13 protein-coding genes are annotated in these 12758 nt (G+C 61.5%); all 13 read left to right on the top strand.

All coding sequences use genetic code 11. The features are described 5' to 3' along the window. The first annotated feature begins 123 nt into the window (after positions 1-123). The 13 genes from RGV33_RS28770 (at position 124) to RGV33_RS28710 (ending at position 12655) form a co-directional block, all read left to right on the top strand. Positions 124-1389 (top strand): glutamate-5-semialdehyde dehydrogenase, encoded by a 1266-nt coding sequence (locus tag RGV33_RS28770; RefSeq protein WP_322147720.1) that lies wholly within the window; start codon positions 124-126, stop codon positions 1387-1389. Beyond that, positions 1389-2033, top strand: a complete 645-nt coding sequence (gene nadD, locus RGV33_RS28765) for a nicotinate-nucleotide adenylyltransferase (protein ID WP_322147718.1) — start codon at positions 1389-1391, stop codon at positions 2031-2033. Before RGV33_RS28770 ends, nadD begins: the two co-directional genes overlap by 1 nt. A 69-nt stretch (positions 2034-2102) precedes the next feature. Continuing rightward, positions 2103-2597 (top strand): ribosome silencing factor, encoded by a 495-nt coding sequence (gene rsfS / locus RGV33_RS28760; protein WP_003215432.1) that lies wholly within the window; start codon positions 2103-2105, stop codon positions 2595-2597. 9 nt (positions 2598-2606) lie between these two features. Further along, positions 2607-3074: a 23S rRNA (pseudouridine(1915)-N(3))-methyltransferase RlmH gene (gene rlmH / locus RGV33_RS28755; protein WP_003185785.1), complete on the top strand. Its 468-nt coding sequence runs from the start codon at positions 2607-2609 to the stop codon at positions 3072-3074. Between the two features lie 15 nt (positions 3075-3089). Further along, positions 3090-4988 carry a penicillin-binding protein 2 gene (mrdA, locus tag RGV33_RS28750; protein ID WP_322147715.1) on the top strand — a complete coding sequence of 633 codons (1899 nt, stop codon included), beginning with the start codon at positions 3090-3092 and terminating at the stop codon, positions 4986-4988. Between the two features lie 31 nt (positions 4989-5019). After that, positions 5020-6123 (top strand): rod shape-determining protein RodA, encoded by a 1104-nt coding sequence (rodA, locus tag RGV33_RS28745; RefSeq protein ID WP_322148760.1) that lies wholly within the window; start codon positions 5020-5022, stop codon positions 6121-6123. A 17-nt stretch (positions 6124-6140) separates the two neighbouring features. Then, the gene (gene mltB / locus RGV33_RS28740; RefSeq protein WP_322147714.1) at positions 6141-7154 is read left to right on the top strand and encodes a lytic murein transglycosylase B; all 1014 of its coding nucleotides are present in this window, start codon (positions 6141-6143) and stop codon (positions 7152-7154) included. Beyond that, positions 7154-8152, top strand: coding sequence for a septal ring lytic transglycosylase RlpA family protein (locus tag RGV33_RS28735; RefSeq protein ID WP_322147713.1), 999 nt, complete (start codon positions 7154-7156; stop codon positions 8150-8152). Before mltB ends, RGV33_RS28735 begins: the two co-directional genes overlap by 1 nt. A 185-nt stretch (positions 8153-8337) precedes the next feature. Further along, positions 8338-9495: a D-alanyl-D-alanine carboxypeptidase family protein gene (locus tag RGV33_RS28730; protein ID WP_322147712.1), complete on the top strand. Its 1158-nt coding sequence runs from the start codon at positions 8338-8340 to the stop codon at positions 9493-9495. Between the two features lie 84 nt (positions 9496-9579). Beyond that, positions 9580-9855 carry a DUF493 domain-containing protein gene (locus tag RGV33_RS28725; RefSeq protein WP_076014087.1) on the top strand — a complete coding sequence of 92 codons (276 nt, stop codon included), beginning with the start codon at positions 9580-9582 and terminating at the stop codon, positions 9853-9855. Then, the gene (gene lipB, locus RGV33_RS28720) at positions 9855-10502 is read left to right on the top strand and encodes a lipoyl(octanoyl) transferase LipB (RefSeq protein ID WP_322147710.1); all 648 of its coding nucleotides are present in this window, start codon (positions 9855-9857) and stop codon (positions 10500-10502) included. The genes RGV33_RS28725 and lipB overlap by 1 nt, the downstream gene beginning before the upstream one ends. 2 nt (positions 10503-10504) lie before the next feature. Next, a complete protein-coding gene (gene lipA, locus RGV33_RS28715; protein ID WP_416152094.1) occupies positions 10505-11524 on the top strand; it encodes a lipoyl synthase in 1020 nt (339 codons plus the stop codon). A 195-nt stretch (positions 11525-11719) separates the two neighbouring features. Continuing rightward, positions 11720-12655 (top strand): LD-carboxypeptidase, encoded by a 936-nt coding sequence (locus RGV33_RS28710; protein ID WP_322147709.1) that lies wholly within the window; start codon positions 11720-11722, stop codon positions 12653-12655. Positions 12656-12758: the final 103 nt, after the last annotated feature.

The raw sequence follows: 12758 nt of genomic DNA, 5'->3' as shown, positions 1-12758 counted from the left end.
TAATTCCCGCTGAACGTCGGGTTTTTACAGTTCATTTCGACCATCCGCCCCTCACCGCTGTCAGTCGCGCTGCGTCACAGCTATAATCTGCCGCTTTCCTCTTTGCCAAGACCCCACCAGACCATGACTGAGTCCGTTCTTGACTACATGACCCGCCTGGGTCGCGCTGCCCGTCAGGCCTCGCGGTTGATCGCCCGTGCGAGCACTGCGCAGAAGAACCGCGCCTTGCTGGCGGCTGCCGACGCTCTGGATGCCTCGCGCTCCGAGCTGACGGCTGCCAATGAACTGGATTTGGCCAATGGCCGTGCCAACGGCCTGGAGCCTGCCTTGCTGGACCGCCTGGCGCTGACGCCAGACCGCATTGACGACATGATCGAAGGTTTGCGTCAGGTGGCCAAGCTGCCGGACCCCATCGGTGAAATCCGCGACATGCGCTACCTGCCTTCGGGCATCCAGGTCGGCAAGATGCGCGTGCCCCTGGGCGTGATCGGCATCATCTATGAGTCGCGCCCGAACGTGACCATCGACGCCGCGAGCCTGTGCCTCAAGTCCGGCAACGCCACCATCCTGCGGGGCGGCTCCGAGGCCATCAATTCCAACCGTGCCATCGCCGCGTGCATTCAGCAGGGCCTGGCCGTGGCCGATTTGCCGGCCGAAGTGGTGCAAGTGGTTAAAACCACCGACCGCGCCGCCGTTGGCGCATTGATCACCATGCCCGAGTTCGTCGACGTGATCGTGCCACGCGGTGGCAAGAGCCTGATCGAGCGTGTGAGCCGTGATGCCAAGGTGCCGGTTATCAAGCACCTGGATGGCGTCTGCCACGTGTTCATCGACATCGCCGCCGACCTCGACAAGGCGATCCGCATCGCCGACAACGCCAAGACCCACCGCTACGCCCCGTGCAACACCATGGAAACCCTGTTGGTGCACGTCGGCATTGCCGAGCGCGTGCTGCCGCCGCTGGCTGCCATCTACCGCGACAAGGGCGTTGAACTGCGTGGTTGCGAGCGCACCCGGGCAATCCTCGGCAGCGACGTGATCGAAGCCACCGAGCAGGACTGGTACACCGAGTACACGGCGCCGATCCTGTCGATCCGCATCGTTGACGATCTGGACCAGGCCATCGACCACATCAACCAATACGGCTCCAAGCACACCGACGCCATTGTCACCGAGCATTTCAGCGATGCCCGGCGTTTCCTCAACGAAGTGGATTCCGCTTCGGTGATGGTCAACGCCTCCACGCGCTTTGCCGACGGCTTCGAATATGGCCTGGGGGCGGAGATCGGTATTTCCACCGACAAGCTCCACGCACGCGGCCCGGTTGGCCTGGAAGGGCTGACCAGCGAGAAGTACGTGGTGTTCGGTGACGGTCATGTGCGCACTTGATGGGTAAACGCATCGGGCTGCTCGGCGGCACCTTCGACCCCGTGCACATTGGCCATTTGCGCAGTGCACTGGAAGTCGCCGAAGCCCTCGGGCTGGATGAGCTGCGCCTGGCACCGAATGCCCGGCCGCCGCATCGCGACACGCCGCAAGTGTCTGCGCAGCAGCGCCTGGAGATGGTCCGCCTCGCTGTGGCCGGCATTGCACCGCTGGTGGTGGACGACCGCGAACTCAAGCGCGACAAACCGTCCTACACTGTCGACACCCTGGAACTGATGCGGGCCGAGTTGGCCGCGGATGACCAGTTATTTCTACTTTTGGGCTGGGACGCGTTTTGCGGCCTGCCCACTTGGCACCGCTGGGAAGAGTTGCTCCAGCATTGCCACATCCTGGTGCTGCAACGCCCGGATGCCGACGCAGAATCGCCGGATGCCTTGCGCAACCTGCTGGCAGCGCGGTCGGTAAGTGACCCATTGGCCCTGACCGGGCCGAGCGGGAATATTGCATTCGTCTGGCAAACCCCGCTTGCGGTGTCTGCCACCCAGATCCGTCAACTGCTGGCCAGCGGGAAGTCGGTACGTTTCCTGGTGCCTGACGCGGTCCTGGCCTACATCGATGCGCACGGGCTTTACCGTGCGTCGAACTGAAAAGGCGCGCTTGAACGCACGAACATTCGTGCAGCGAGCGCCCGAACATACGAGCAAAACGAGTTTTATATGACGAACAAAGACGTAAGCAAAGTTAAGCGCAAAGGCACGTTCAAGAGCGCTCCTCTGCCAGTAGAAGCCCACACCGGCCCTGAGCTGGCCGGCGAAGAGCTGGTCAAGGTTGCTGTGGCTGCCCTGGAAGACGTTAAAGCCCAGGACATTCAAGTCCTGGACGTGCGCGACAAGCAGAGCATCACCGACTTCATGATCATCGCCACCGGTACCTCCAACCGCCAGATCGGCGCGATGCTGGACAAGGTTCGCGAAGCGGTCAAAGCCCAAGGCGTCAAGCCACTGGGTGAAGAAGGCAAGGGCGACAGCGACTGGGTGCTGTTGGACATGGACGACGTGATCGTTCACATGATGACCAGCAACGCCCGTCAGTTCTACGACCTGGAGCGTCTGTGGAAAGGCGCCGAACAGAGCCGTGCCGCTGATGGCAAGCACCACAGCCCTGAAGTTGGCCACGCGCACTTCGACAAGCTCAACAAAGACCAGGAATAAGGAACGGCTGTGCGCCTGCGTCTGATCGCTGTCGGTTCACGCATGCCCAAGTGGGTGGAAGAAGGCTGGCATGAATATGCCAAGCGCCTGCCATCCGAACTGGCGCTGGAACTGGTGGAAATACCGCTCAATACCCGGGGCAAGAATGCCGACGTGGCCCGCTTTATCCGTCAGGAAGGCGAAGCCATGTTGGCCAAGGTCGGGCCCAACGAGCGGATCGTGACCCTCGAAGTGCACGGCAAGCCCTGGAGCACCGAGCAGTTGGCGGTGGAACTGGACCGCTGGCGCCTGGATTCGCGCACGGTCAACTTCATGGTCGGCGGCCCCGAGGGGCTGGCGCCGGAAGTCTGCGCGCGGGCTGACCAGCGCTGGTCGCTGTCGCCGCTGACGCTGCCGCACCCGCTGGTAAGGATTCTGATCGGTGAACAGCTGTATCGCGCCTGGACAGTCCTGTCCGGGCACCCTTATCACAAATAATCTGCGCCCTGCCTGATGACCCAGCCGATCCGCATCAAGGACCACGAGAAAGACGCACGTCTTGTACGCGCGCGGGTGGTGTTCGGCGCGATTTTGGTGGTGGTATTGCTGGGTGTGCTGATCGCCCGCCTGTATTTCCTGCAGGTGATTCAGTACGACTATCACTCCACGCTGTCGGAAAACAACCGGGTGCACGTGCAGCCGATTCCGCCGACTCGTGGGCTGATTTTCGACCGTAATGGTGTGGTGGTCGCGGATAACCGGCCCAGCTTCAGTCTGAGCATGACCCGCGAACGCTCCGGCGACTGGCAGCAAATCCTCGATGTGATCGTGGAGGTGCTGCAGCTGACGCCGGAAGACCGGGTGATCTTCGAAAAACGCATGAAGCAGGGGCGACGGCCATTCGAGCCGGTGCCGATCCTGTTCGAGCTGACCGAAGAGCAGATCGCCCGGATCGCGGTGAACCAGTTCCGGCTGCCGGGTGTGGAAGTGGTGGCGCAGTTGGTGCGTCACTACCCGCAAGGGGCGCACTTCGCGCATTCGGTCGGCTATATGGGCCGGATCAACGAGAAAGAGCTCAAGACCCTCGACCCGGTCAATTACAGCGGCACCCATCACATCGGCAAGACCGGCATCGAGCGCTTCTACGAGCCGGAACTGCATGGCCAGGTGGGTTACGAGGAAGTCGAGACCAACGCCCGTGGCCGCGTGCTGCGGGTGCTCAAGCGCACCGACCCGGTGCCCGGCAAGGACATTGTCCTGAGCCTGGACATCAAGTTGCAGGAAGCGGCGGAGATGGCCCTGGGCGGTCGCCGTGGCGCGGTGGTGGCGCTGGACCCGAACACTGGCGAAGTGCTGGCGATGGTCAGCCAGCCAAGTTTTGACCCCAACCTGTTTGTCACCGGGATCAGCTTCAAGGCTTACGCCGAGCTGCGCGATTCCATCGACAGGCCACTGTTTAACCGGGTTTTGCGCGGCCTGTACCCGCCGGGCTCGACCATCAAGCCAGCCGTGGCGATTGCTGGCCTGGACTCGGGTGTGGTCACGGCGTCGAGCCGCGTGTTCGACCCCGGCTACTACATGTTGCCCAACTACGATCACAAATACCGTAACTGGAACCGCACCGGCGACGGCTATGTGGACCTCGACACGGCGATCATGCGTTCCAACGACACTTACTTCTATGACCTGGCCCACAAGCTGGGGATTGATCGGTTGTCGACCTACATGGGCAAGTTCGGCCTGGGTCAGAAAGTGTCTCTGGACATGTTCGAAGAATCCCCAGGCCTGATGCCGTCCCGCGAATGGAAGCGTGCGACCCGCCGCCAGGCGTGGTTCCCGGGCGAAACCCTGATCCTGGGGATCGGCCAGGGCTATATGCAGGCCACGCCGCTGCAACTGGCCCAGGCCACGGCACTGGTGGCCAACAAAGGTGTGTGGAACCGCCCACACCTGGCCAAGACCATCGAGGGCGAACGCCCGGTGGATGAAAGCCCGATTCCCGACATTGTGCTGCGCGACCCGTCCGACTGGACCAAGGTCAACCATGGCATGCAGCAAGTGATGCACGGCGCCCGGGGCACCGCGCGTAAAGCGGCGGTCGGTGCGCAGTACCGGATTGCCGGCAAGAGCGGTACCGCCCAGGTGGTGGCGATCAAGCAGGGCGAGAAATACGACCGCTCCAAGGTTCAGGAGCGCCACCGTGACCACGCCTTGTTCGTCGGCTTTGCGCCGGCCGACAACCCGAAAATCGCCGTGGCCGTGATGGTCGAGAACGGTGAGTCCGGTTCCGGCGTGGCCGCGCCCGTGGTGCGTCAAATCATGGATGCCTGGCTGTTGGCCGAAGACGGCAAGCTCAAGCCCGAATATGGCGGCCCCCCATCCAGCCTGGAGGCTACGGCCCTTGAAGAGTAATTTTGACCGCATCCTCTCCAGCGAGGATGTGATGCGCCGTCGTGCCACCTTGCTGCAGCGCATGCACATTGATGGCCCGTTGCTGATCCTGCTGCTGACCCTGGCCGCGGGCAGCTTGTTCGTGTTGTATTCGGCCAGTGGCAAGAACTGGGACCTGCTGATCAAGCAAGCGTCCTCGTTTGGTCTGGGCCTGTTGTCGATGGTGGTGATCGCCCAGTTGGAGCCGCGCTTCATGGCGCGCTGGGTGCCGCTGGGCTATGTGGCGGGCGTGTTGCTGCTGGTGGTGGTGGATGTGATGGGCCACAACGCCATGGGCGCCACCCGCTGGATCAACATCCCGGGGGTGATTCGCTTCCAGCCGTCGGAATTCATGAAGATTTTGATGCCGGCGACCATTGCCTGGTACCTGTCAAAACGCACATTGCCGCCCCAGCTCAAGCACGTGGGCATCAGCCTGATATTGATCGGCGTGCCGTTTGTGCTGATCGTGCGCCAGCCCGACCTCGGTACCTCGCTGCTGATCCTCGCGGGTGGCGCGTTCGTGCTGTTCATGGGCGGCCTGCGCTGGCGCTGGATCCTCAGCGTGCTGGCCGCGGCGGTGCCGGTGGCCGTGGCCATGTGGTTCTTCTTTATGCACGACTACCAGAAGCAGCGAATCCTCACGTTCCTCGACCCGGAGAGCGACCCGCTGGGCACCGGCTGGAACATCATCCAGTCCAAGGCTGCCATTGGTTCCGGCGGTGTGTTCGGCAAGGGCTGGCTGCTGGGCACCCAGTCGCACCTGGACTTTTTGCCGGAAAGCCACACCGACTTTATTATCGCGGTGATGGGAGAGGAGTTCGGCCTGGTGGGCATTTGCGCCCTGTTGCTGATTTACTTGCTGCTGATCGGTCGCGGCCTGGTGATTACTGCCCAGGCGCAAACGCTGTTCGGCAAATTGCTTGCCGGCAGCCTTACCATGACGTTTTTTGTTTATGTTTTCGTCAACATCGGTATGGTCAGTGGCCTGTTGCCGGTGGTTGGGGTGCCGTTGCCGTTCATTAGCTACGGCGGAACTTCGCTGGTGACATTGATGTCAGCGTTTGGGGTTTTGATGTCGATCCATACCCATCGCAAGTGGATCGCACAGGTTTGAATAAGGTGAAGATGTCAATGCAAGTAATGCGCGGCTGGGCGGCTCGGCACGTGTCCTGGATGGGCCTGTTGGGCCTGCTGGGAGCCGCTGTGCAGGAAGCGCAGGCCGGCGACTATGACGGTTCGCCCCAGGTCGCCGAGTTTGTCGGTGAGATGACCCGCGACTATGGTTTCGCCGGTGAACAGCTGATGGGCGTGTTCCGCGAAGCCCAGCGCAAGCAAGCCATCCTCGACGCCATCTCCCGGCCCGCCGAACGTGTGAAGCAGTGGAAGGAATATCGCCCGATGTTTCTCACCGACGCCCGCGTGGCGCGTGGCGTGGACTTCTGGCGCCAGCACGAAGCCGTGCTGGCCCGCGCCGAGCAGGAATACGGCGTGCCGGCCCAGGTGATCGTGGCCATCATCGGCATCGAGACATTTTACGGCCGTAATACCGGCAGCTACCGGGTGATCGACGCGCTGTCGACCCTGGGCTTCGATTACCCGCCGCGCGCCGAATTCTTCCGCAAGGAACTGCGCGAGTTTTTGCTGTTGGCCCGTGAAGAACAAGTCGACCCGTTGACCCTCAAGGGCTCCTACGCGGGGGCCATGGGCTTGCCGCAGTTCATGCCGAGCAGCTTTCGCGCGTACGCCGTGGATTTCGACGGCGACGGCCATATCAATATCTGGAGCAATCCCGATGACGCCATTGGCAGCGTCGCCAGCTACTTCAAGCGTCATGGCTGGGTAGCCGGCGAGCCGGTGGTGATTCGCGCCGACGTCACCGGCGACCGCGCCGATGAAGGCCTGACCCAGGGTATCGAACCCGCGAAGACGGTCGGGGAGTTGCGGGCGCTGGGCTGGTCGAGTCAGAATGCGCCACGCGATGATATGCCGGTGACGGCGTTCCGCCTCGAGGGCGAGAACGGTCCGGAATATTGGATGGGCCTGAAGAATTTCTACGCAATCACGCGTTATAACCGCAGTGTGATGTACGCCATGGCCGTGCATCAGCTGTCAGACATGCTGGTCCAAGCACGGGGCGTCAAGTAATGCCGGTATCACCGATGTACAAACCCCTGAAGCTGGTGGCTTATGCCGCATTGTCGTTATTGGTGGTCAGTTGCTCCACCAGTCGTGCACCGGTGCAAAAAACCGGTGGCACTGCCGTCCGCTCCCAACCGGGGCTGGATATCAACCGCGCCCACAAAGACGGCGCACCGTGGTGGGATGTGGACGTTTCGAAAATCCCGGATGCCACGCCAACCCTGCACACCGGCCCTTACAAGGCCAACCCTTATACCGTGCTGGGGAAAAACTACTTCCCGCTGCAAGACTCCAAGACCTACGTGCAATCGGGCACGGCGTCCTGGTACGGGACCAAGTTCCATGGCCAGAACACCGCCAACGGCGAGGTCTACGACCTTTACGGCATGAGCGCAGCCCACAAGACCCTGCCGCTGCCAAGCTACGTGCGGGTGACCAACCTGGACAACAACCGCACCGTGATCCTGCGGGTCAATGACCGTGGGCCGTTCTATTCGGACCGGATCATCGACTTGTCCTATGCCGCCGCGAAGAAACTCGGGTATGCCGAGATCGGCACGGCACGCGTGAAGGTTGAAGGTATCGACCCGGCCCAGTACTGGGCCCAGCGTGGCAAGCCGGCGCCATTGATGCTCAACGAGCCGCAAACCCAGCAGCCGCAAGTGACCGCGTCGGCCGGCAAGATCGAGCAGTGGACACCACCACCGGCGCAGCACGCCCCGGACACCGTTGTCGTCCCTCATGCCGCACCGGGGGCTTCTACCGTGGGTGGCCAGTACCTGCAAGTCGGCGCTTTCGCCAACCCGGACGCGGCAGAGCTGTTAAGGTCCAAGCTCAGCGGGATGGTCAGCGCGCCGGTGTTTATCAGCTCTATAGTGCGTAACCAGCAGACCCTGCACCGAGTGCGCATGGGCCCGATCGGTTCGCCAGGCGAAGTTGCGCAAGTGCAGAACAGTGTGCGCATGGCCAACCTGGGGCAACCCAGCGTGGTCACCGCTGAATAAGCAGTACAAAGGATTGATGGTTCAGGCTCGCATGCGGGTTTGAACCTTGGTTGTTGGCTCGTTGAACAATAAAAACCCAGGGGCAAGGGGTGGGCGTACAACCGAACACGCGACAGTCTGGCGACGGGCTGTCTGAATAGTTTTGCCCGCGAGGGCAAGTTTCCATAAGCAATTTCGAGAGACGGATGAACATCACCACCTTAGCCAAACGCCTGTGCCTGCTAGTTCCGCTGATCATCACCCCTGCCGCGTGGGCGGTGGAAATGGTGCCGGCTTCACCGCAACTGGCCGCCAAGGCCTGGGTGCTCATGGATGCCGCCAGCGGCAACGTGCTGGTGGAGAACAACGGTGACCAGCGCCTGCCCCCAGCCAGCCTGACCAAGCTGATGACCGCGTACATCGCGACCCTGGAAATCCGTCGCGGTCAGATCGGTGAAAACGATCCGGTGACCGTCAGCGAAAACGCCTGGCGTACCGGCGGTTCTCGGATGTTCATCAAGGTCGGCTCGCAGGTGACGGTAAGCGACCTGCTGCACGGCATCATCATCCAGTCGGGTAACGACGCCAGCGTGGCCCTGTCCGAGCACATCGCCGGCAGCGAAGACGCGTTCGCCGACATGATGAACAAAACCGTGACTGACCTGGGCATGACCAACAGCCACTTCATGAACCCGACCGGTCTGCCGAACCCTGAGCACTACTCGTCGGCTCACGACATGGCGATCCTGGCTCGCGCGATCATTCGCATCGACCCGGTGCACTACGCGATCTACTCCCAGAAAGAGTTCTACTGGAACAACATCAAGCAGCCTAACCGCAACCTGCTGCTGTGGCGTGACAAGACCGTTGATGGTCTGAAAACCGGCCACACCGAAGAAGCCGGCTACTGCATGGTGTCGTCTGCTGTGCGTGACGGTCAGCGTCTGATTGCCGTGGTATTCGGTACCAACAGCGAGCAGGCCCGTGCGGCCGAGACTCAAAAGCTGCTGACTTATGGCTTCCGTTTCTTCGAAACCCAGACCTTCTACCAGAAAGGCACCGAGCTGGCTCAAGCCCCTGTGTGGAAAGGCGCGACCCATCAAGTCAAGGCCGGCCTGGCTGAAGACCTGACCCTGACCATGCCTAAAGGCCAGCTCAAGAAGCTGGTGGCCAGCATGACCATGAACCCGCAACTGGTCGCACCGATCGCCAAGGGCGATGTCATCGGTAAAGTCGAAGTGAAACTGGACGACAAGGTGGTGCACAGCGCCGACCTGATCGCGCTGGACGCCGTCGACGAAGGTGGTATCTTCCGACGCGTGTGGGATAGCATCCGTCTATTCTTCTACGGCTTGTTCAACTGATAGTGTGCACCTGCAAAGCCCCGCGTTGATCTGACGCGGGGCTTTGCCGTCGCCACGGCTTACCGCTTACGAGGCTGTTCTGCCATGACCGATAAAGAAGTACAGGCGCCAAAGATCGAGTTCCCGCAAAAGGACTATCCGATCAAAGTGATCAGCGATACTGGCGTGGGCCGCAAAGACGCGGTGATTGCCATCGTGTTGAAGCACGCCGAGATCAATCTGGACAAGACCATTGATCGTCAAAGCAGCACAGGTAAGTACACCACGACCCAGCTGTATATCCTGGCGACCGATCAAGACCAGCTCTACAACATCAACAGCGAACTGCGGGCTACCGGCTTCGTGCACATGGTGTTGTGATGTCACAGACCCTGGGCTTTCGCGAGCTTGGCCAACTGGCATACGAACCGGTGTGGCACGCCATGCAGCGGTTCACCAACGAGCGCGGCACCGAAGCCCCGGACGAGATCTGGCTGGTCGAACACCCGCCGGTTTTCACCCAGGGCCAGGCCGGCAAGGCCGAGCATTTGCTGCTGCCGGGAGAAATCCCGGTGGTGCAGGTCGACCGCGGCGGGCAGGTGACTTACCATGGCCCTGGCCAATTGGTGGCTTATCTGCTGCTGGACGTGCGCAGGCTGGGGTTTGGCGTGCGTGAGCTGGTCAGTCGCATGGAGTCATGCCTGATCGAGCTGCTGGCCAGCTACGGCGTGACCGCGGCCGCCAAGCCGGATGCACCGGGGGTTTACGTGGAGGGCGCGAAAATCGCCTCCCTGGGCCTGCGGATTCGCCACGGGTGTTCCTTTCATGGCCTGGCCTTGAACGTGGACATGGACCTGGCGCCGTTTCGACGGATCAATCCCTGTGGTTACGCCGGTTTGGCGATGACCCAGTTGAGCGATCACGCAACACCACTAGAATTTGCCGAGGTAAGTGCCCGGCTGCGCGCGCAGCTCGTCAAACACCTCGACTATGCTGAGCAGACGACCCTAACGGGCGGAATCGACTGATTATGACTACTGATGCAGTGCAAACCATGATCCCGACGCTGGATGTTACCGAGCGTCCGGCCCCGCGTGCCAAGGTAGAAGCCGGCGTCAAGCTGCGCGGCGCCGAGAAGGTTGCACGCATCCCGGTGAAGATCATTCCGACCACCGAACTGCCGAAAAAGCCTGACTGGATTCGCGTGCGTATCCCGGTTTCGCCGGAAGTCGACCGCATCAAGGCCCTGCTGCGCAAACACAAGCTGCACAGCGTGTGCGAAGAAGCGTCCTGCCCGAACCTGGGCGAGTGCTTCTCCGGCGGTACTGCCACCTTCATGATCATGGGTGACATCTGCACCCGTCGTTGCCCGTTCTGCGACGTTGGCCACGGCCGGCCGAAGCCACTGGACGTCAACGAGCCGCAAAGCCTGGCCATCGCCATCGCCGACCTGAAACTCAAGTACGTGGTAATCACCTCGGTAGACCGCGACGACCTGCGTGACGGCGGTGCCCAGCACTTTGCCGACTGCATCCGTGAAATCCGCAAGCTGTCGCCGAACGTGATGCTCGAAACCCTGGTCCCGGACTACCGTGGCCGCATGGACGTAGCACTGGAAATCACCGCTGCCGAGCCGCCGGATGTGTTCAACCACAACCTGGAAACCGTGCCGCGCCTGTACAAGGCTGCGCGTCCGGGTTCGGACTACCAGTGGTCGCTGACCCTGCTGCAGAAGTTCAAGCAGATGATGCCGCACATTCCGACCAAATCCGGCCTGATGCTGGGCCTGGGCGAAACCGACGAAGAAGTCATCGAAGTCATGAAGCGCATGCGCGAGCACGACATCGACATGCTGACCCTCGGCCAGTACCTGCAACCTTCCCGCAGTCACTTGCCGGTACAGCGCTTCGTGCACCCGGACGTGTTCGCCTGGTTTGCCGAAGAAGGCTACAAAATGGGCTTCAAGAACGTCGCTTCCGGCCCGCTGGTACGTTCCTCGTACCACGCCGACGAGCAGGCGAAACTGGTCAAGGCCAGCCTGGTTTCGTAAGTCTCGCCCTCACTGTAGGAGCGAGCTTGCTCGCGAAGGACTCAAGAGCACCGCGCGCATCCAGGATGCGCGCGTTATTGTTTACGACCTTCGCGAGCAAGCTCGCTCCTACATGTTGCAGTTAAGTCATCCTCTTCTGTTTACAACCATTGCTGTTTAGAGTGCCTTGGGCAATCCACACGAGGAGAACCATGGATGACGACTCAACTGACCACTTGTGCGGTACCTGCGCTGCGCGCTGAAGGCGTGATCGGGCTGATTGCCCCTGCCGGGCCGGCCGAGCTGGATACTGACAAGGCCACGCAATGGATGCGCGCCCGAGGCTACACACTGCGGGTTTTTCCGGGTGTAGGGCAGCGGGACGGCTACCTGGCCGGTAGTGATGACGTACGCCTGAATGACTTGCATGCGGCGTTCGCCGACCCTTCCATCGACGCCATATTTTGCCTGCGCGGCGGCTACGGCACGCCGCGCCTGCTGGACCGCCTGGACTTTGACCTGTTGCGGGCCAACCCCAAACCGTTCGTGGGCTACAGCGACATCACCGCCTTGCACCTGGCGATCAACCGTTACGCCGGTTTCATCACCTTCCACGGGCCGATGTACAACGCTGACCTGTTAGGTGAAAAGCAACAGCCTACCGAGTCATCGCTGTTCAGCATGCTACGCGGGCAGGTGAAGGCTGGTAGCCCGTTGACTCACCCGGTGGCCTACCCGTTGACCACCGTCGAGCCAGGCATCGCCTGCGGGCGGTTGCTGGGCGGCAATCTCTCGATGATCGCGGCGGTGATGGGCACGGCCTACGAGATGGATGCCGAGGGCATCATTCTGTTTATCGAGGATGTGAACGAGCCGCTGTACCGCATTGACCGGTTGCTGACGCATTTGCGCCTGGCGGGCAAGTTGGCTCAGGTGGCGGGTGTTGTGGTGGGGGATGTGGCGGGGGTTGATAGCACTGCGCTTGAGCGCCTGCTGAAACAGACCTTCGAGCCGTTGTGCATTCCTGTGCTGTCCGGCTGGCGCAGCGGGCATTGCAACCCGAACCTCACGTTGCCGATGGGCGCGAGGGTGCGGTTGGATGCGGGGGAGAAGCGGTTGGTGTTGGAGCAGGATGTGGTGTTTAAGGCCTGAGATTTCTGCTGCTTCTCAAGGCCTCATCGCAGGCAAGCCAGCTCCCACCTTTAACCGCGTCGTTCATGATGTACACGGTCAATGTGGGAGCTGGCTTGCCTGC

It is taken from the genome of Pseudomonas sp. Bout1 (assembly GCF_034314165.1).
Classification (GTDB): domain Bacteria; phylum Pseudomonadota; class Gammaproteobacteria; order Pseudomonadales; family Pseudomonadaceae; genus Aquipseudomonas.
This window is presented reverse-complemented; position numbering and strand designations above follow the sequence as displayed.

Bases quoted from the DNA above. Each gene is read 5' to 3' on its own strand.
- RGV33_RS28725 (WP_076014087.1), top strand. From the start codon at position 9,580: ATGACCGATAAAGAAGTACAGGCGCCAAAGATCGAGTTCCCGCAAAAG.
- mltB (WP_322147714.1), top strand. From the start codon at position 6,141: ATGCAAGTAATGCGCGGCTGGGCGGCTCGGCACGTGTCCTGGATGGGC.
- lipA (WP_416152094.1), top strand. From the start codon at position 10,505: ATGACTACTGATGCAGTGCAAACCATGATCCCGACGCTGGATGTTACC.
- RGV33_RS28730 (WP_322147712.1), top strand. From the start codon at position 8,338: ATGAACATCACCACCTTAGCCAAACGCCTGTGCCTGCTAGTTCCGCTG.
- RGV33_RS28735 (WP_322147713.1), top strand. From the start codon at position 7,154: ATGCCGGTATCACCGATGTACAAACCCCTGAAGCTGGTGGCTTATGCC.
- RGV33_RS28770 (WP_322147720.1), top strand. From the start codon at position 124: ATGACTGAGTCCGTTCTTGACTACATGACCCGCCTGGGTCGCGCTGCC.
- nadD (WP_322147718.1), top strand. From the start codon at position 1,389: ATGGGTAAACGCATCGGGCTGCTCGGCGGCACCTTCGACCCCGTGCAC.
- lipB (WP_322147710.1), top strand. From the start codon at position 9,855: ATGTCACAGACCCTGGGCTTTCGCGAGCTTGGCCAACTGGCATACGAA.
- mrdA (WP_322147715.1), top strand. From the start codon at position 3,090: ATGACCCAGCCGATCCGCATCAAGGACCACGAGAAAGACGCACGTCTT.
- rsfS (WP_003215432.1), top strand. From the start codon at position 2,103: ATGACGAACAAAGACGTAAGCAAAGTTAAGCGCAAAGGCACGTTCAAG.
- rodA (WP_322148760.1), top strand. From the start codon at position 5,020: ATGCGCCGTCGTGCCACCTTGCTGCAGCGCATGCACATTGATGGCCCG.
- RGV33_RS28710 (WP_322147709.1), top strand. From the start codon at position 11,720: ATGACGACTCAACTGACCACTTGTGCGGTACCTGCGCTGCGCGCTGAA.